This window comes from Parahoeflea olei, from assembly GCF_001703635.1.
Taxonomy (GTDB): Bacteria; Pseudomonadota; Alphaproteobacteria; order Rhizobiales; family Rhizobiaceae; genus Hoeflea; species Hoeflea olei.
Genome location: NZ_LQZT01000001.1, coordinates 552736 through 570547, shown reverse-complemented (window position 1 = coordinate 570547; position 17812 = coordinate 552736). Strand labels below are relative to the sequence as shown.

Here is a 17812-nt window from a genome sequence, read left to right as displayed (position 1 = left end):
GACGGCCCGGTCACCGTGGTGCCGCACAGACTGGCGGATCGGGATCCGTTGCTTGTCGCGTCGCGGAAGCTCTGGCCGGAGGCAGCCGCCATCCTTGGCTGGCGATGGGAAACCCTGGCAGGCGAGAGACCGGTGAACCCGTTTTGGGGCAGCCCGACGGATCCCGAACTCGATGCCTGCACCCGATCCTTGTTGCGGTTCGGCCGGGTGAGTTTTCTGTCGGGGCAGGCCGAGCCTTTCCGGGCGGCGGGACACCGCTTGCTCGAAGTGGGCAGCCGGCCGGACCTTGTCGGCCGCATGCGCAAGCTGTTGCTCAGGGAACGGCTCTGGCTCGTTTCCTCGGAACATGAGGCTGCGATGCGGGAGGCCTATGCCGCCTATGGGCGATGGGATTTCGGGCAGCAGCCGATGCTGGTCATGGACCGGGCGTCCACTGCGGACCTGTTGGAAGCCGAATTCCTCCTAGGGCTTCTTGCGCACGACAGGCAGAGGCTGGAAGCGCGACCGTGCGGCGCGATCGCCTGGGTCGCGCCATTGGTCGACGGCGTCGGCATCCTGATTGCATCTTTGCGGCGCGAGCACGAGACGTGCTTCGCGCGCAATTTCATGGCGGCGAACGGCTGAACCTTGCGTGCCTCGCGGCAGGGAGACACCGCAGGCCGATCGGCTCAGCCATCAATCAGCGCGCGCGACCGCGGCGACAGGGGACAGCCCATCCGGGCGAGGCGCTGGATCGCGTCGCGGGCAAGGTCCCGGTTGGCGGTATTGCCGACGAAACTCGACACGGAATCGGAAAACTCGAGCACGATGTTGGTGGTTCCCGCGGTTTGCCGGTAGTCCACCCTGGAAACGGCATCATAGGGTTTCCTGCGGGTCCGAAGGACGCGGCATTCGATGTGGTCGGCATGCAGTACCAGGGTTGGCTTCAGGTCGCTTGACGACCAGCAGAGCCACGGAATGCCTTTCCATCCGGAGAATGCGGCAACCAACGGGATGCGTGCGCCCTCGCCAAAGACCTCGATCCGGCTGTCCCTTGCTGCCGACAGGCGGCTTCGGACATGGAGAAAAATCGCCAGCCAGCCGCATCCGATAACGAGCATGAGGGCGACAATGAAAAGTGTGGTTTCCAATTTGCTCATGCGCTCCGCCCTGCCGATTCGAGCCTTGCGCATGATACCGGTTTGATGGCCGGCATCACCCGGCCGGCACTCTCAATAATCGTAGTTTTCATAGGTCCCGGCGCCGAGCTCCTCGTCCGGAATGAAGCGCTCCTCGTCGAGCGTGAACGCAACCCAAGCCTGCATCTGAAGCTTGAAAACCGGATTGCCTGCGGCTTCCGCGAGGGCAAGGGCGGCCTGTCGGGCCTCTCGGATCGCCCACCCGGTGCTGTTGAGGGTCAACCAGGCCTCGCTAAGGCGCCCGCTTCCAAGGTAGCCGTTGAAAAGATCGCTCTGCACCGCGTTCGGCCCGAGCCATGGCGGGATCCACGATCGCTCGGTCCGCAGCGCCGAGCGCCCATGCTGGCTCAGTTCGAAATAGGCGATCCGCGACGGATCATCGTCCGGCAGGCCGGAGAGGTTGGCCGTCATCGGCTCGGCCGGTCGTTCCCCGATGCCCGCGGGCAGGTGTCCGGCAAACGCCGCGAGCCTGTGCAACTGTTCCGGATCGTCACCGAATGCGAGGGTATGCGCATCGATCTCCGCAACTTGACGATCCGAAAGGCCGGCGGCCTCGCAGAATGCCGCCAGCTCACCCGCCTCGTCTTCTCCGTCCTGGTAGACGAATGCACGCACGGCAAGCCAGTGCGCAAATTGCGCATCGTCTAGGGCGACCTCCTCAAGCAGGAAGTCATCCTCCGGGCCTGCGCAAACATAGCGCCGGATATCGTCCGGCTCGTCACAGAACCAGCGCGTCCAGATCCCCTCATAGGCCGGCAGGCTGCCGTTCGAGGTCAGGGGAACGAGGGCGGGCGGACAGCCATAATATTCGGCGGGCTGGCCAATCAGGAAGGTGTCCTTCAGGTAGGCGCCAAGCCGGTATTCCCGCAGCCAGGCTGGAGCGCCCAAGGCTTCGAGGACCTTGTCGTATCGGTCGAGCATGTTTCCCGTCCTCTGCCACTCCTCCCCGGCGATAGTGAGCGGGGCGTGCTTTTTGAAATGAGAATTTCTCAAATGAAGTCCTGCATTTCTCAGTGTCGCTGAGGTCTGCATCGGTAGATGGTGCGCAGCGTTTTCCGGCATGGTCCTGCGGTCAAAGGAAAGCGGCAGGATCAGGAGACGACAGCGCCTCGGTTTCTGGGGACCGCATGCGAAAGGTGGAGGGCGGAAATGTTTCGGTGGGCCTGGATATCCGCCGCTTCTGTGACTGCCGCTTTGCTCGGCTTTGCCGCCTCGGCGGAGGCAGAGGAGCGTCGGCTTGCACGGGCGGACGGGAGCGTTCTTGACTGGTCGATCACACGTCCGTCCGGTGACGCGGAAGTTCCGGTCATGATCTTCATGCAGGGATCCGGCTGCGCGCCCGTGAGCGCCAGCACCGGCCTTGCCCTGGCGCGCGCCGTTTTCGCCGATTTTGCCGCCGTGACCGTCGAGAAATACGGCGTGTCGCCCACCGGTGATCCGGAGTCCTGCTCCGAAGCCTTCTATCGCCACGGCACCAACAGCCAGCGCGTCGAGGATTATCTGCGCGTGATGGAGGAGCTCGACGGCGCGGGCTGGTGGGATGGCCGGCTGTTCGTGTTCGGCGGCTCGGAAGGGGCCGAGGTGGCCGCGCGTTTCATCGCGTCCTACCCTGTCGATGCCGCGATCCTGATGTCGCTCGGTGGCGGACGGCGCTTTGGCGAGGATATCCGCGAGGTCATGCTCGATGACATGAAGCGGGCAGGCGTGCCCGCGGAACAGCTGCCGGATATCGATCTCGTCTTTCAGAGAATCCGCGACACTCCGGAAAGCGCCGAAGTCTGGGGCGGATCGAGCTTTGCCTATTGGGCCGACAGTATCGATCGCCGGGCGGTGGATTTCATGATGGAAAGTGACGCCCCACTGCTTCTCATTCACGGAAGCGCGGATTTGTCCGTGCCGGTTGCCTCCGCGCGCCTGGCCGTGGCTGCCTTCGAGCAGAGCGGGCGGTGCAACCTGACCTACTGGGAGGAGGGCGGGCTCGACCACGGCATGGTCGACGGCACAGGGACCAGCCGGCTGGCCCAGATACTGGATCTGTCGAGGCACTGGCTTCTGGCCCGCGCCGGCCGGCCCTCGGTGTGTCCGTGATGCCGGGGTGACCGTGTGCCGCTACGCGGACGCGAGCGTCAGAAGGTCCCGGCGGAACTCCGCTTCGCTCAGCACCACTTCGCCGGCGCCGAGCGTGCGGGCGTGGTCCAGCGCGCGTGAGGTGAGACGCTGCGCCTGCTCAACGGTTCGGGGCAGGGGCAATCCGCGCGCCAGACCCGTGATGATCAGCGCGGCAAACAGATCGCCCGTTCCCGGCAGCGCCACCGGCAGATGTTCAACCGGATGGCGGCTCGGGGTCTCAGCGCCGAGAATGACGCTTTCGATATGCCCGGCCGGTGTATCTTCCAGCGCGCAGCCCGTGGCGATCAGGGAGGCGCCGGGCGCGACCTTCAGGCTTGCCCTGGCCGCTTCGAGATCCGCAAGCCCGGCGATTTCGTGGCCGGTCAGCCAGGTCAGTTCGAATGGGTTCGGCGTGGCGATGTCGGCCATCGGCAGCAAACGCTCGCGCATCACGTCGGCGATGGCTTCGGGCACATAGAGGCCTGGCCCGCTATCGCCCATCACCGGGTCGCAAAGATAGCTGAGGCGCGGATTGACGGCCTTGGCCTCGGCCACGAAGTCCGCCACCATCATCGCCACATCCAGCGAACCGATATAGCCCGTCAGGATGAAGTCTGCCCGCTCTGGCAGTCCGCGCTCGCGTGCGCCTTGCAACAGGTCGGAGAAGAATTCCGGCGGAAGCGCTCGGCCGCGCAGTGTCGGATAATCGGGCGTGTTGGAGAAGATCACGGTCGGGATCGCCGCCACCTCCAGCCCGGCCGCCTGCATCGGAAACAGGGCCGCGGAATTGCCGACATGGCCGAATACGACCTGGCTCTGGATCGAGATCACGAAGGGGGGAGGGGTCATGACGTGCCGTCCAGTCTGTTGCGCCAGTCTTCGACCCGGCCGCTTTCCAGCCGCCGGACCGCGTATTTCCGCCAGCCTTCCGCCAGCACGTCGAGGGCCGCGATGCCCTTGAGCTCATTGAGGTTCAGCCGGTCGACATAAAGCGCATGCCAGAGCCGGTACAGCGTCCAGTCCGGGGCAATGCGGTCGACAAGCTCGAGCCGGTCTCCCGCTGTCACGATGCCCTGTTCGAGCACCCGGTAGTACCAGCCGGTGCGGCCGGTCTTCTGCACGCGGCGGGCCATGTCCGGCACGCCAAAGCGGTGGTTGAGCTTCCAGCAGGGTTGCCGCCCCTGGGAGACCTGGACCAGCGCCGTGCCCAGCCGGAAAATGTCTCCCACCGCAACGCCGGCTTCAGTGAGGCCGGATGCCGAGATATTTTCACCAAACCCGCCGGGCGCTTCAAGGGCCGGCAAATCCCCCAGCTCCCCGCGCCAGAGCGGGTAATGATCCAGCGGATAGTGATGCACCGCCTTTTCGATGCCGCCATGGACGCGCCGGTCGGCCTGTTCGTCACCGTCGAAGCCTTCCGGGCCAAGCCGAAGCGGCCGGTCGGTCGGACGTTTTGCGATCCCGCTCAGCGCCTGGCTTCCCGCAAGCGGCCGGGCGCGGCCGGTCAGGAGCGTGATGCCGGTCACGCCGGCAACTCCCGCAGCCAGGTGCGGAGCATGGATTGGCCGGCGCGCTTGAGCGGGGCGCCATGGGTGGCGGCCTGGCTGCGCAGGCTGTTGGGGTCGACGCCGGCCTGGGCCAGTTCCACGCTGTGACCGATCAGCCAGCGCTCGAAGGCCGGCAGCTCTGCGGCCTCGGGGTGAAATTGCAGCCCCAGGATCGCCGGCCCCATGGCAAAGGCCTGGGTCGGGCAGGCAGCCGTCGCGGCGAGGTTCTCCGCTCCGGCCGGGATGTCGAACGCTTCGCCGTGCCAGTGGAGAACCGGGGCGTCCCGGAGCTGGCCGAGCGGGCCATCGGCGCCGGCCCTGGTCAGCGTCAGCGGAGCGAAGCCGATTTCCTTGTGCGGCATCGCCGCGACCCTTGCGCCAAGGGCTGATGCCATCAGTTGCGCGCCAAGGCAGATGCCGAGCGTGGGGCGGCGTGCGTCGAGCCGCGGACGAAGCCAGGCGCGCTCCGCCGCCATGCAGGGATAGGTATCGGCGTCATTGACGCCGATCGGGCCGCCGAGCACCACCACGAGGTCGGGTCCGAGCGGGTCCGGCAAGGGATCGATCCCGGCTTCGGCGTGGATCAGCCTGTAGCCTTCGTCTGAAAGCACGGCGGCAAAGCTGCCGAGATCTTCGAAGGCGAGATGGCGCAGGATCAGGGCGGATTTCGACATGAGAGGCCTCTTGCGTTTTCACGCCTGTCTCGCGAATATCCGGCCTATGGAAAAGTGCCAGTTCTTGAAATTCTGATAGGCCGGTTGTCATGCCCGCGCATCCGCTTGCGCTCGATATCGAGAAAGACCCGCGCGGTCCGCTGTTCCTGGCGATCGCCGAGGCGATCACCCGCGACATTCTGCGCGGCCGGCTGCGGCCCGGCGTCCGCCTGCCGGGCACGCGTGCGCTGGCGCGGGAGCTCGGCGTCCATCGCAACACGGTCGATGCGGCCTATCAGGAGCTGCTGACCCAGGGCTGGCTTGAGGCCGAGCCGGCGCGTGGCACCTTCGTCGCGCAGGATTTTCCCGACGACATGGCGGCCCCGGTCGCCATATCGGTTCCCGCGGAGCCGGTCATGGTGCCGCCGCCGCTGGCCTTCACCGATGGCGCGCCGGACCCGACCCTGGTGCCGGACACGGCCCTGGCGCGCGCCTTCCGCCGCGCCTTGCTGTCGCCCGCCTTCCGGGCCGGGTCGGACTATGGCGATGCCCGCGGCATGCTGGTGCTGCGCCAGGCGTTGGTGTCCTATCTCGCCTCGGACCGGGGCGTGGTGGCCGATCCGTCGCGGCTTCTGGTGGCGCGTGGCAGCCAGATGGCGTTGTTTCTGGCAGCCAAGGCGGTGCTGAAGCCGGGCCAGGCGATTGCCGTGGAAGAGCCCGGCTATCCGCTTGCCTGGGAGGCGTTCAGGGCCGCGGGCGCCGAGGTGCGGGGCGTTCCGGTCGATGCGGGCGGCCTCTCGGTCACGACTCTGGAGGAGGCGATCGTGTCCGCCCCCCGCATCGCGGCGGTCTATGTCACGCCCCATCACCAGTATCCGACCACGGTGACCATGGGGGCCGCGCGGCGGCTGCAGCTTCTGGATCTGGTCGAACGTCGCGGCATCACGCTGATCGAGGACGATTACGACCATGACTATCGCTTCGAGGGACGCCCGGTCCTGCCGCTGGCAGCGCGTGCGCCTGCCGACCTGCCGCTGATCTATGTGGGGTCGCTGTCGAAGCTGCTCTCGCCCGGGATTCGTCTGGGTTATGCGCTGGCGCCGGAACCCGTGCTCGGCCGCATGGCCGCGGCGCGTGCGGCGATCGACCGGCAGGGCGACGCCCCGCTTGAAGCGGCCTTGGCGGAACTGATCCGCGACGGCGAACTCGGCCGCCACGCGCGCAAGGCGCGCCGGGTCTATCGTGCCCGTCGCGATGTTCTGGCCACGGCCCTGCGGGAGCATCTGGGCGACCGGATCGCCTTCGACGTGCCGGCGGGCGGACTGGCGCTGTGGCTCCGGTGTCCCGACGTCTCGGCGGAATGCTGGGCGGCGCGGGCAGGTGAGTCCGGTCTCGCCCTTCTCCCCGGTTCGCGGTTCGCATTGGAAGAGGCAGCGCCGCAGGCCTTTCGCCTTGGCTATGCGGCGCTGGAGGAGCGGCAGATTGCCCGGGCGGTGGAAATCCTCGCCCGTTGCTGGCCCGGCTGAGCTATTCCGCCGCCATCGGCGACAGCCGGGGGTGGGCCGGCGCTGTGTGCATGCCGAGCCGCGCCAATAGATCCCGGTCCTTCCAGGCCGCGGGGTTGCCGGTGGTGAGCAACTGGTCGCCGACGAAGATGGAGTTCGCCCCGGCAAGGAAGCACAGCGCCTGCCATTCGTCGCTCATTCCCGTGCGGCCGGCGGACAGGCGCACCACCGAGGCGGGCATCAGGATGCGCGCCAGGGCGACGAGGCGGACGAGGGCGAAGGGGTCGACCGGCTCGGCGAGTTGCTGCACCGGAACGCCCTCGATCTCGTTCCACAGGTTGATCGGCACGCTGTCGGGATGGGCCGGAAGGGTCGCCAGCGTCACCAGCATGGCGATCCGGTCCTCTTCCGCCTCGCCCATGCCGATGATGCCGCCGCAGCAGACCCGGATCCCGCCGCTGCGGACGTGGTTCACGGTCTCCAGCCGGTCCTCCATCGTCCGGGTCGACGCGATCTTGCGGTAATAATCCGGCGAGGTATCGATGTTGTGGTTGTAGAAATCGAGGCCCGCCGCCTTCAGCCGCGCCACCTGGACGGGCGTCAGCATGCCGAGCGTCATGCAGGTCTCGAGGCCGAGTTCCGAGACGTCCCGCACCATCGCGCAGAGCGCGTCCATGTCGCGGTCCTTGGGGCTGCGCCAGGCAGCCCCCATGCAGAAGCGCTGGGCGCCAGCGGCCTTGGCGCGGCGGGCGGCCGCCAGCACCTCGTCGGCCTGCATCAGCTTGGTGGCCTTCACGCCGGTCTTGTGATGGGCCGATTGCGAGCAGTAGCCGCAATCCTCCGGGCAGCCGCCGGTCTTGATGCTGAGGAGGCTCGCCGTTTCGATCGCGGCCGGGTCGAACCGTGCCCGGTGCAGCGTCTGCGCGCGGTGCATCAGCTCGGGAAAGGGCAGGGCGTGGATCGCCCGTGCCTCTTCCATGGTCCAGTCGGTCCTGATGTCGCTCATGCCGCGGGGCCTTTCAACCGGCGGAGGCTGGTCACGACGGTGGCCGCGAGCGCGATCTTGATCAGGTCACCGAGGATGAAGGGGACGAAGCCGGCGGCGATCAGGCCGGATGCGGGCACGAAATTGGCGAGCCACATCAGTCCGAACGCATAGATCACGCCGAGGCCCGCCAGCATCGCCAGCCCCTGGCCGATCAGGCCGCGCCCGGCGGCCAGGCGGCCGATCACGAGCGTCGAAAGCAGGTAGCCGAGGAGATAGCCGCCGGTCGGACCCGCCATATAGGCCAGCCCGATCCCGCGTTCCGGCGAGCCGGAAAAGACCGGCAGGCCCGCTGCCCCGGCGGCGAGATAGGTGGCCATGGCCGCGAAGCCGAGCCGGGGGCCGAGCGCGGCCGCGAGGAAGACCACGGCCAGCGTGTGCAGCGTCATCGGCACCGGCCAGAACGGGATCTGCACCTTCGCGCTGATCGTGATCAGGGTTGCGCCGCACAGCGTGAGGGCGACATTGCGCCAGAGCGATGCGGAGCGTGACAGAGAGGGGGTGAGCAATGCCATGAGGCTGGCCTCCGAAGATAGGTTTCAACGCTATCTATAATTCCGGAGGCGCTTCTTCTGGATCAATCAGGATTATAGATAATCATCCCGGAATCTCGTAAGTCACTCTTGGGTCAGCGTTTTTTGATGTCGGTTTGCGCTTGCCGATCCAGCCGACATGGCGCGCCAGCGTGGTGCAGGCGAACTCCGTCTGGCCCTTGCGCAGGGCATCCAGGATGGCGCGGTGGTCGTGATCGGTGCGTGCTTCCCAGTCGCTGCGCCAGGCCGCGAACAGGAACCGGGCGCTGGCCGCCTGCAGGTCGTCGATCGTCCTGAGCAGCCGTGGCATGCGGCATGGCGTGAGGATCAGGCGGTGAAACCTGCGGTTCGCGGCCTCCCAGTCGCGGACATTGCCGGCGCGGTCTCCGTGGCGGGTAACCTCTTCCGCTTCCTCGAGAATCGCCCGGGTCAGGTTCGGCGCCGCGTGGCGCAGGGCGAGCGATTCCAGGCTTGCCCGCATCTCCGCCACCTCGCGCAACTCCGCCACGTCGAAGTCGGTGACGCGAAACCCGCGCCAGGGTTCGTTCTCCGCCAGACCTTGCGTTTGCAGGGCGCGGAAGGCCTCGCGCACCGGGACGTGACTGGTGCCGAACTCGCTGGCGACATGATCCTGCCGCAGGCGCACGCCCGGCTGAAGCTCGCCGGAGATGATCCGGTCCGCAAGGATGCGGGCGATCCGGTCGGAAATCGGTTCTTCTGTCGCTGATCCCATGAATCATAGATAATCCAGGACGCGCATCCTGTCGATGCACGCTGACATCCTGCGCGCGGGTTCGGGGCACCCGAAAAGAAGCGGGCCGGCACATGCCATGCCGGCCCCGGTCGCTCTAGAATCGCGTCCTGAGCCCCAGCTTCGCGCCGGCGGATGTCCGTCCTTCGTCCTCGAGGCCGAACAGGAGCCCGAAATCGAGGTTCCAGCTTTCCGGCATCTCGAGCGACAGGCCGGCCGTGGTCTGGCCGAACCCTGTGGCATTGTCCAGGCCCGAGAGCCCGCCGGTCAGGCCCAGTTTCGCTGTCATCGTCATCCCGTTGTCCAGGGTGAAGCGTCTAGCAAGCTCCGCACCAAGGCTCACGCGCAACTGTTCGGTCGTGAAGCCCTGGATGACCAGGCTGTTGCCGGCGCTGTTGGCGACCGCGTAGTCATCGACGGTTTCGGAGAAGTAGACGGCCCTGAGCCGGGGTGTCAGCGTGGTCGCTGCATCGAGCCGCCATTGCCCCTTGATGGAGGTGTCGAACAGCCAGCGGCGCGTGTCGAACGATCCGTCCCAGAATGCGGAGTCGATGGTGTTCGAAGAGCCGCCATACAGAAGGCTCGTGTCCCAGAACACGCCGGTTCCGAGTTCCAAGGAGGCATAGGGCCCGGCGAGCCAGCCATTGCCGGTCAGCCGCGCATCGGCATCGGTCGGATCGGTCATGTGATCGTAGTGGACGCTCACTCCGATCAGCGCGCGGTCCGTTAGCAGATAGTCCACGCCTGCCGAGACCAGTCCGAACTCGCCCCAGCGACCGTCGTTCTGGTCGCGGTTGTGCAGGATCAGCTTGCCATCGACCCAGACATTGAAGGGCGAAAGCCCGGGACCGGTGGCCGTGGCGGTGCCGTCGCTGCCGGCGCCCCTCATCTGGGCCAGGCTGGTGGCGAAGCTTGCGCTCATGCTGTCGCCGGACGGCATCACCCGCGCCGTGACCGGACTGTTGGCGCCGGCCATTGCCCTTCGTTCCAGAAGGCCGGGGATCTCGATCGAAGACGCGATCAGGCCCTGCCGGGTCTCCACGAAGCCGCGCACATGCTGATCGATGTCCGAGCTTACCTGGGCCGGATCGAAGCTCAGGAGATAGGTAACGGTGCCGGTATTGGAGACGCCGAGGGTGCTCGTCAGGCGATACTGCACCTTGACCTGGCCTGAATAGGACGGGTTCGGCGTGAACTTGAGATACCAGCCGATCGGGGTAGCGCCGCCTGCCGCGGCAAACTCGCCGTTGACGATGGTGGCGGTGCCCGCGTCGGGCGGCGAGACGGTGACGATATCGGCGGAGATGAACGGGCCGCCGGTCGCGCCCTGCGCGAGGTCGACATTGAGCGGGGACGAGCCGGCGGGCACGGTCTGCTGCTTGTCGACCACGGTGACCTTCTGCTCCACGACCCTGAGCGTGTAGGCCGCCTCACCGGTGGCGCCGGTGTTGTCGCGCACGCCGATGGTGAAGCTGTAGAGCTTCAGTTCCGTGTCCGGGGAAAGCCTTCCGCTCAGTTCACCGGTCGAGACGTTGAGCACCAGACCGTCCGGCAATGTCCCGGAGACGATGCTGAAGACCAGCGGAGCGGTGCCGCCGGTGACGGACAGGGACTGGCGGTATTCCTCGCCGGCCATGGCATCGCCGAGAGAGCCTGTCGAAGGCGCGAAAGTGAAGCTTACCGTCTGCTCGACGGTGACGCTCACCGGAGAGGATGAGGCCGCCTCGTTGTTCGCGTCCCCGGCATAGTCTGCGGTGACCGCATGGTTGCCGACGGAGAGCGCCGCCGTCGCGAAGGTTGCCGTGGTGCCGGTGATGGTCCCGGTTCCGAGCGTCGTGGTTCCGTCCTTGAAGGTGACGGTGCCGGACGGCGATGCGCCGCCGGCAAGCGTTGCGGTAAAGGTCACCGAGGTGCCTTGCTGCGGATTGGCATCCGAAACGGTGAGCGCGATCGTGGGGACAAGCTTGTCGACCGCCACGGTCACGGGCGACGAGGTTGCTGCTTCATTGTTCGCGTCGCCGGCATAGTCCGCCGTGATCGCATGGCTGCCGGCTGCGAGTGCCGCGGTGGAGAGGGTTGCGGTGGTGCCGGAAATGGCGCCGGTTCCGAGCGTCGTGGTTCCATCCTTGAAGGTGACGGTGCCGGACGGCGATGCGCCGCCGGCAAGCGTCGCGGTGAAGGTCACTGACGCGCCGAGCACCGGATTGGCGTCGGAGACGGCAAGCGCGATCGTGGGAGTGAGCTTGCTGACGGTCACGGTCACCGAGGACGACGATACCGCCTCGTTGTCCGCATCGCCGGCATAGTCCGCGGTCACCGCATGGCTGCCGGCCGCGAGCGCTGCCGTGGAGAAGGTCGCCGTGGTTCCGGAGATGGTCCCGGTTCCGAGCGTGGTGGCGCCGTCCTTGAAGGTGACGGTGCCTGACGGCGATGCGCCGCCGGCAAGCGTCGCGGTGAAGGTCACCGACGCGCCGAGCGCCGGGTTGGCGTCGGAGACGGTGAGTGCGATCGTGGGAGTGAGCTTCATGACCGTCACGGCGAGAGGCTGCGAGCTCGACGCGCCGTTGTTCGCATCTCCAGCGTAGTCCGCGGTGATCGAGTGACTGCCGACGGCGAGCGCCGACGTCGCGAAGGTCGCCGTGGTTCCGGATATGGTCCCGGTTCCGAGCGTGGTGGCGCCGTCCTTGAAGGTGACGGTGCCTGACGGCGATGCGCCGCCGCCAAGCGTCGCGGTGAAGGTCACCGATGCGCCGAGCGCCGGAGTGGCGTCGGAGGCGGTGAGCGCGATCGTGGGGGCGATTTTGCCGACGCTGATCGTCAAGGCCGAAGACGCTGCTGCCTCGTTGTCGGCGTCGCCTGCATAGTCTGCGGTGATCGAATGGTTGCCGACCGACAGTGCCGATGTGGAATAGGTTGCGGTGGTTCCGGAGATCGTTCCGGTTCCGAGCGTTGCCGCGCCATCCTTGAAGGTGACGGTGCCGGTGGGCGCGGATCCGTTGGCAAGGGTCGCGGTCAAGGTCACCGAGGTGCCGAAGGAGGGCGCGATGTTGGAACTGGTGACCGAGAGCGTTGGGACCGCCTTTGCGACCGTGACGGCAACGCTCGTGGAACTGGCGGGCGCGTTGTCCGTGTCGCCTGCATATTCCGCGGTGATCGAGTGGCTGCCGACCGACAGCGCCGATGTCGAATAGGTTGCGCTCGTTCCGGAGATGGTGCCTGTTCCGAGCGTCGTGCTGCCGTCCTTGAAGGTGACGGTGCCCGTCGGGGCGGAACTGTCGGCAAATGTTGCGGTGAAGGTCACCGACGCACCGAAGGCCGGTGTGGCTGTGGAGGGCGACACCGTGAGTGTGGGCGTCGCCTTGGCGACCGTGACGGTGGTGGATGCCGAAACTGCCGACAGGTTGTTGGCGTCACCGACATATTCGGCGGTGATCGTATGGCTGCCGACGGCGAGGGCCGCGGTCGAGTAGGTGGCGGTGGTGCCCGATATCGTGCCGGTGCCAAGGGTTGTGGCGCCGTCCTTGAAAGTGACCGTTCCTGACGGCGATGCACCGCCGGCAAGGGTTGCGGTCAGCGTCACCGACGCGCCGAAGGCGGGGGCAGCATCGGACGCCGAGACCGAGATCGTGGGCTCGACCTTGGCGACAGTGATGGTGACGGCGGCGGAGGTCGCGGTGGCATTGTTGGTGTCGCCGGCATATTCGGCGGTAATCGAATGGCTGCCGACGGCGAGCCCCGCGGTAGAGTAGGTGGCAGTCGTGCCCGATATCGTGCCGGTACCAAGGGTTGTGGCGCCGTCCTTGAAGGTGACCGTTCCTGAGGGCGACGCGCCGCCGGCAAGGGTTGCGGTCAAGGTCACCGATGTGCCGAAAGCCGGCGCCGTATCGGAACTCGCCACCGATATGGTGGGGGTCACCTTGCCCACTGTCACGGCGACGGGCGCCGAGGTTGCGGTCGCGTTCTGGGCGTCGCCGCCATATTCGGCCGTAACGGAGTGGTTGCCGGCGGCCAGCGCTGCGGTGGAGTAGGTGGCGGTGGTTCCCGAGATCGTTCCCGTGCCCAGCGTCGTGGCCCCGTCCTTGAAGGTGACGGTGCCCGAAGGCGAAAGCCCGCCCGACAGGGTCGCGGTGAAGGTCACGGATGTCCCGAAGACGGGCGTCGTGCTCGAACTCGCGATGGACACGCTGGGGGTGGCCTTGTTGACCGTCAGGGTTGCTGCGTTCGAGGTGGCGTCGGGCGTGGCCGCGCCCGTTGCGATCGCGCGGTACTGATACCCGTTCATGGCAAGGCTCACGCCGGTGAGGCTGAGGGTGGTGGTGGTCGTGCCGGAATAGGTGGCATTGTCGGCAAGATCGGTCCAGGACGAACCGCTGTTGACCTGCCACTTGTAAGCGGTCGCATCGGAGGCCGCGATGCTGAAGCTGGTGGTCCCGCCGATGGAAACCGAACTGTTGGAGGGTTGGCTGGTGATGGACGGGGGCGGGGGGCCGTCGACACCGCAGTCCGCGGCAACCACCCACAGGCCGCCGGTGGACAACTGGTATCCTTCCAGCCGTATCCGCAACCCGGTTGTGGTCAGTTGTGTGCCGGTGATGACGGTTGATGCCGAGCCGGTCTGATAGGTGGTGTTGTCGATATTCAAGATATATTGCGGCGTTCCGCCCTGCCCCGCGACTTCGAACTCGCCCAAATCGGGCTCCGGTCCCATCACGATCGTGAACTTGGCTTCTTCGCTGGGATCGAAGCTGGAGGCAGCGTAGCTTTTCTCCAGGGAGGAGGCTGGTGTCATCGAACTGTTGAAGTCGGCCATCATCTGGGTGCAACCCGCGGAGCGCGCCAGTGCCGGATGGGCGCCGAGCACCACAATTGCGGCCGCCATGGCGAGACGGGAAAGAGCTTTGCGCTCGGTCTTCATTGAAAGGCCAAGCTTTTTCATGTCGAAATTGAAATACGTCATGGCGGAATCGCATCGATGGAGGGAAATGTAGCATCGACCTTATCCGCTGGCCCGAACCGGCCATTATTGAAAATATCTCATTTCAGCATGAGGAATCTGGTCGGGATGAGGAATCTGGTCGGGTCCGGAAGGCATCCGTGCGAATACCGTTCCGGGGGGGGGCAGCCTCCGCGGTCACTGCGGACCGGGTCCATCCCCTGGTTGTCCGGGAAGGCGACGAGGCGACGCGTCGAACCGGCAATCCGCACGTCCCGAAGGAGATCCGGGACCATCCGTGCTGCCGGTATCATGGCGCTTCAAGCCATGTTCGCTGGAACCGGGAGGGCGTTGCATCGTTTGCTATCAGGAGCCGCCGCAACACACTATGGGCCGGCGAGGAGTGGTGCAGCCCGACGGACGGTGTTTCGATGCGGCCCCGGTCGATGCGATGGCGGCCACGAACAGCCCCGACGGGGCGTGACGAAAGCGCTGTCGCCAATCCGCTCGGTTCTGCATGGGCGGGGCGGCCACGACCCCGGCGGCTCGCGCCGGTCAACCGGAAACCCCGGTCAATTGGAAACCCAAGACAATTGGAAACCCCAGACAATTGGAAATCAAGGAGACAGACATGGCATCCCCCAAGATACTGATTGCGTTTTACAGCACCTACGGCACCAACCAGGGCGTGGCGGAGGCCGCGGTCGAGGCAGCCAAGGCGGCCGGCGCCGATGTCCGGTTTCGCCGCTTCGCCGAAACCGCGCCGAAATCCGTTGTGGAAGGCCAGGATGCCTGGAAGGCGCAGGTGGAACGCGCTTCCGCGATCGACGAAATCAGCCATGACGACATGCTGTGGGCCGACGGCTATTTCTTCTGTGTGCCGACCCGCTACGGCTCGGCCCCGAGCCAGGTTCGCGCCTTCATCGACACGCTGGGCCCGCTCTGGCTCGAAGGCAAGCTCGCCAACAAGACCTTTACCGCCACCACCAGCGCGCAAAACCCGCACGGCGGCCAGGAGACCACGCTGATCGGGCTCTACACCACGGCCATGCATTGGGGCGCGATCATCGTTGCGCCGGGCTACACCGACCAGGCCATCTTCGAAACCGGCGGCAACCCCTATGGCTACTCCATGGAGCCGGGCAAAATCAGCGACAAGGGCAAGGCCTCGGTGGCGCATCAGGCCCGGCGGCTCGTGAACATGACCGCAAAACTGGCCTGAGTTCCGTCCCGTGCCCCCGGCCGGGCCGATGCCGGCGGCTGTGGTCGCCTCGCACGGTTCAGTGCGCGGACAGTTGCTGGATGAACATCGCGAACAGCTCGGATTGGCTCGACACGTCGAGCTTGTGATAGATGTTCTTGCGATGGTTCTTCACCGTCCCTTCGGCGATGGTGAGGTGCCGGGCGATCGAACCGCTGGAATGGCCCTGAAGCACCAGCGCGGTGATCTCGATCTCGCGCGGTGTGAGAATGCCGTCGGTCATTCTGTTGAGCGGCGCGATGATCGGGTCGCGCGGCGGGGCCGGCGGCTTGTCCGAAGCTTCCCCGGCTGAGGTGCTGCGGCTCCAGTGCCTGTCGGCCAGCATCTGGATCACCGGCTGGGCGGCGCGGACCGCCTTGATGTCGTGGCGCCCGAAGGCCGGTGCGGTGACCGGACGGGTGAAGCTGACGACGACGCCGGTCCAGCCGGCGGGCCGGCACAGGATGCCGACCTCGTCGCGGATGCCGGTCAGCTTGTAATGCCGACGGTAATATTCGGATTTGTGGAACTGGTCGGGCGCCATGTCGCGCAGTCGCCTGACGCCGGATGCCGCCGGATCATTGGCGGTGTTGTAGAACGGATCGAGGACGTAGGGGCCGGACACATAGGCGTCCACCACCGTGCGTGCGCGCATCGGCGTCATGTTGTGGTGCAGGCAGACCGGCTTGTCGGTGCCGAGATAGGCAAACACCATCAGGATGTCGAAATCGAGGATGCTGGACAGGGCGTCGCCGAGCCGTGGGGCGAATTGTGGCGTGCCGACAGATGCGATCGCCTTTGCAATCGCCTCGTTCCACGCTGCAAATGCCTTGTCCACCGGTAGACTTCTCCTTTTCTGCCGGCAGAACGGACCACGGCAAGACTGCCACGTCTATCCCCATCGGGCTATTTTCTTGCACTCGAACCGGACCTAACCTGAGGCGATTGTTGCCAAGACAACCAAGCCAGGCCCGAAATAAATGCCCGCCAATTTGCAAGCTGCGCTCGAGAAGATCAATGCCAGATCCGTCCATGTCGGCATGGTCGACCCGGAAGGGGAGTTTCGCGACAAGCTGGTCTCGGCCGACAAGGCCGTCAAGCTCGGCAAATCCGGCTATCCCTTCTGCGAGGTTCTCTATTTCTGGGATATCGCTGAGAAGACCTATCTGGACGGCGCCTTCGTCGACCGTCCGGCGAGGCTGTTCGCCGACACCGTGCGCAGATATCCCTTCGCGGACAACAGCGCCATCTGCCTGGCCGATTTCGAGGGCGATTTCGGCAAGCGGTCGCCGCGCAATGTCTGCAAGGCGCTGATCGACGAAGCGGCCGCCATCGGCTTCGATGTGGTATCGGCCTTCGAATTCGAGTTCTTCGTCTTCGACGAGACGCAGGAAAGCCTGCGCGCCAAGAAATATCGTGACCTCAAGCAATTCGCCCCCGGCAACCGTACCTATTCGCTGCAGACATCGGCGATGCACGGAGACCTGCTTGCGGGGCTCGATGAGACCATGACCACGCTTGGCGTCGGGCTCGATGCGATCCACACCGAACTCGGTCCGGGGTGTTTCGAGGCGCCGCTGACCTATGCCACCGGCATGAAATCGCCCGACGATGCGATGCTGTTCAAGAATTTCGCGCGCGCCTATTTCTCGCGCAACGACCTGACGGTCAGCTTCATGTCGAAACTGTCGCCGGCGCTGTCGGGCCAGTCGGGCCACCTGCATGTGTCGCTGCGCGACCGCGACGGCAATCCGGCCTTCGCCGATCCCGACGCAGCGGACGGCATCAGCCGGACCGCGCGACATTTCATCGGCGGGCTCGTGAAGCTGATGCCGGAGCTGCTGGCGATGTGCTCGTCGACCGTCAATGCCTACAAGCGGATGGTGCCCGGCGCCTGGGCGCCGACCTCCTCCAATTGGGGCGTCCAGAACCGGACGGCCGCCGTGCGCGTGATCAACGACAGCCCCGAGGCCACGCGGCTCGAATTCCGCGTCCCCTCGGCCGACACCAATCCCTATCTCGCGCTTGCGCTCTGCGTGGGGGCGGGGCTTTACGGCATCCGCAACGAAATCGAGCCGCCGGCGGGCAGCGGCGAGGACTTCTATGCCGCTGCACCCGCTGCCGACGCCGCCTTTCCGCGGGATCTCGGCGAGGCGGCCGATCGCCTCGACCGCAGCCCGGTGGCGCGCGAGATCTTCGGGGCGGAGTTCGTCGACTGGTTCGTCGGCTCCAGGCAGGTCGAGTTTGCCGAGTACCAGAAACAGGTGAGCGAGTGGGAGATCAGGCGCTACCTGGGGATCGTCTGACCCGTTCTCCGC

The 17812-nt window shown here is 66.1% G+C and carries 15 protein-coding genes; 5 read left to right on the top strand and 10 right to left on the bottom strand.

The annotated features are described in order from the left end of the window. The first annotated feature begins 18 nt into the window (after positions 1–18). Complete coding sequence (locus AWJ14_RS02595) at positions 19–624, top strand: hypothetical protein (RefSeq protein WP_171904802.1); 606 nt, start codon at positions 19–21, stop codon at positions 622–624. 44 nt (positions 625–668) lie between these two features. On the opposite strand, the gene AWJ14_RS02590 is transcribed toward AWJ14_RS02595, so the two are convergent. Beyond that, positions 669–1139 carry a hypothetical protein gene (locus AWJ14_RS02590; RefSeq protein ID WP_210183482.1) on the bottom strand — a complete coding sequence of 157 codons (471 nt, stop codon included), beginning with the start codon at positions 1137–1139 and terminating at the stop codon, positions 669–671. A gap of 72 nt (positions 1140–1211) precedes the next feature. After that, positions 1212–2099, bottom strand: coding sequence for a hypothetical protein (locus AWJ14_RS02585; RefSeq protein WP_066174504.1), 888 nt, complete (start codon positions 2097–2099; stop codon positions 1212–1214). Between the two features lie 387 nt (positions 2100–2486). On the opposite strand from AWJ14_RS02585, the gene AWJ14_RS02580 reads away from it, so the two are divergent. Further along, positions 2487–3266: an alpha/beta hydrolase family protein gene (locus tag AWJ14_RS02580; protein WP_083219962.1), complete on the top strand. Its 780-nt coding sequence runs from the start codon at positions 2487–2489 to the stop codon at positions 3264–3266. Between the two features lie 21 nt (positions 3267–3287). Here the strand turns inward: AWJ14_RS02580 and pdxY are convergent, their stop codons facing one another. From pdxY to AWJ14_RS02565, 3 genes are read right to left on the bottom strand one after another with little or no spacing between them, the layout of a single operon-like run. Next, positions 3288–4136 (bottom strand): pyridoxal kinase, encoded by an 849-nt coding sequence (pdxY, locus tag AWJ14_RS02575; RefSeq protein WP_066174501.1) that lies wholly within the window; start codon positions 4134–4136, stop codon positions 3288–3290. Further along, entirely contained in the window at positions 4133–4813 is a 681-nt protein-coding gene (locus AWJ14_RS02570; RefSeq protein ID WP_066174498.1) for an MOSC domain-containing protein, read from the bottom strand. Before AWJ14_RS02570 ends, pdxY begins: the two co-directional genes overlap by 4 nt. Beyond that, positions 4810–5508, bottom strand: coding sequence for a glutamine amidotransferase (locus AWJ14_RS02565; RefSeq protein WP_066174495.1), 699 nt, complete (start codon positions 5506–5508; stop codon positions 4810–4812). Before AWJ14_RS02565 ends, AWJ14_RS02570 begins: the two co-directional genes overlap by 4 nt. 89 nt (positions 5509–5597) lie before the next feature. Here AWJ14_RS02565 and pdxR point away from each other — a divergent pair, with 89 nt between their 5' ends. Continuing rightward, positions 5598–7013, top strand: coding sequence for a MocR-like pyridoxine biosynthesis transcription factor PdxR (gene pdxR, locus AWJ14_RS02560; protein WP_066174493.1), 1416 nt, complete (start codon positions 5598–5600; stop codon positions 7011–7013). Between the two features lies 1 nt (position 7014). Here the strand turns inward: pdxR and bioB are convergent, their stop codons facing one another. From bioB to AWJ14_RS02540, 4 genes are all read right to left on the bottom strand, one after another. After that, on the bottom strand, positions 7015–7998 hold the full coding sequence (gene bioB, locus AWJ14_RS02555) for a biotin synthase BioB (RefSeq protein WP_066174489.1): 984 nt from the start codon (positions 7996–7998) through the stop codon (positions 7015–7017). Then, positions 7995–8552, bottom strand: coding sequence for a biotin transporter BioY (locus AWJ14_RS02550; protein ID WP_066174486.1), 558 nt, complete (start codon positions 8550–8552; stop codon positions 7995–7997). Before AWJ14_RS02550 ends, bioB begins: the two co-directional genes overlap by 4 nt. 82 nt (positions 8553–8634) lie before the next feature. Beyond that, positions 8635–9303, bottom strand: coding sequence for a GntR family transcriptional regulator (locus AWJ14_RS02545; RefSeq protein WP_066174483.1), 669 nt, complete (start codon positions 9301–9303; stop codon positions 8635–8637). A gap of 115 nt (positions 9304–9418) precedes the next feature. Beyond that, complete coding sequence (locus tag AWJ14_RS02540; protein WP_066174480.1) at positions 9419–14278, bottom strand: beta strand repeat-containing protein; 4860 nt, start codon at positions 14276–14278, stop codon at positions 9419–9421. Between the two features lie 607 nt (positions 14279–14885). Here AWJ14_RS02540 and AWJ14_RS02530 point away from each other — a divergent pair. After that, positions 14886–15476: an NAD(P)H-dependent oxidoreductase gene (locus AWJ14_RS02530; RefSeq protein WP_066174832.1), complete on the top strand. Its 591-nt coding sequence runs from the start codon at positions 14886–14888 to the stop codon at positions 15474–15476. A 58-nt stretch (positions 15477–15534) separates the two neighbouring features. Here the strand turns inward: AWJ14_RS02530 and AWJ14_RS02525 are convergent, their stop codons facing one another. After that, complete coding sequence (locus tag AWJ14_RS02525) at positions 15535–16332, bottom strand: helix-turn-helix transcriptional regulator (protein WP_066174475.1); 798 nt, start codon at positions 16330–16332, stop codon at positions 15535–15537. A gap of 142 nt (positions 16333–16474) precedes the next feature. Here AWJ14_RS02525 and AWJ14_RS02520 point away from each other — a divergent pair, with 142 nt between their 5' ends. Further along, positions 16475–17800: a glutamine synthetase family protein gene (locus tag AWJ14_RS02520; RefSeq protein WP_066174473.1), complete on the top strand. Its 1326-nt coding sequence runs from the start codon at positions 16475–16477 to the stop codon at positions 17798–17800. The last annotated feature ends 12 nt before the right edge of the window (positions 17801–17812 follow it).

What these genes read in the sequence shown, in the direction of transcription:
- AWJ14_RS02565 (WP_066174495.1), bottom strand. Translation starts at nt 5,508, where the DNA reads ATGTCGAAATCCGCCCTGATCCTGCGCCATCTCGCCTTCGAAGATCTC.
- AWJ14_RS02590 (WP_210183482.1), bottom strand. Translation starts at nt 1,139, where the DNA reads ATGAGCAAATTGGAAACCACACTTTTCATTGTCGCCCTCATGCTCGTT.
- AWJ14_RS02530 (WP_066174832.1), top strand. Translation starts at nt 14,886, where the DNA reads ATGGCATCCCCCAAGATACTGATTGCGTTTTACAGCACCTACGGCACC.
- AWJ14_RS02585 (WP_066174504.1), bottom strand. Translation starts at nt 2,099, where the DNA reads ATGCTCGACCGATACGACAAGGTCCTCGAAGCCTTGGGCGCTCCAGCC.
- pdxY (WP_066174501.1), bottom strand. Translation starts at nt 4,136, where the DNA reads ATGACCCCTCCCCCCTTCGTGATCTCGATCCAGAGCCAGGTCGTATTC.
- AWJ14_RS02540 (WP_066174480.1), bottom strand. Translation starts at nt 14,278, where the DNA reads ATGACGTATTTCAATTTCGACATGAAAAAGCTTGGCCTTTCAATGAAG.
- AWJ14_RS02580 (WP_083219962.1), top strand. Translation starts at nt 2,487, where the DNA reads ATGATCTTCATGCAGGGATCCGGCTGCGCGCCCGTGAGCGCCAGCACC.
- AWJ14_RS02545 (WP_066174483.1), bottom strand. Translation starts at nt 9,303, where the DNA reads ATGGGATCAGCGACAGAAGAACCGATTTCCGACCGGATCGCCCGCATC.
- pdxR (WP_066174493.1), top strand. Translation starts at nt 5,598, where the DNA reads ATGCCCGCGCATCCGCTTGCGCTCGATATCGAGAAAGACCCGCGCGGT.
- AWJ14_RS02520 (WP_066174473.1), top strand. Translation starts at nt 16,475, where the DNA reads ATGCCCGCCAATTTGCAAGCTGCGCTCGAGAAGATCAATGCCAGATCC.
- bioB (WP_066174489.1), bottom strand. Translation starts at nt 7,998, where the DNA reads ATGAGCGACATCAGGACCGACTGGACCATGGAAGAGGCACGGGCGATC.
- AWJ14_RS02550 (WP_066174486.1), bottom strand. Translation starts at nt 8,552, where the DNA reads ATGGCATTGCTCACCCCCTCTCTGTCACGCTCCGCATCGCTCTGGCGC.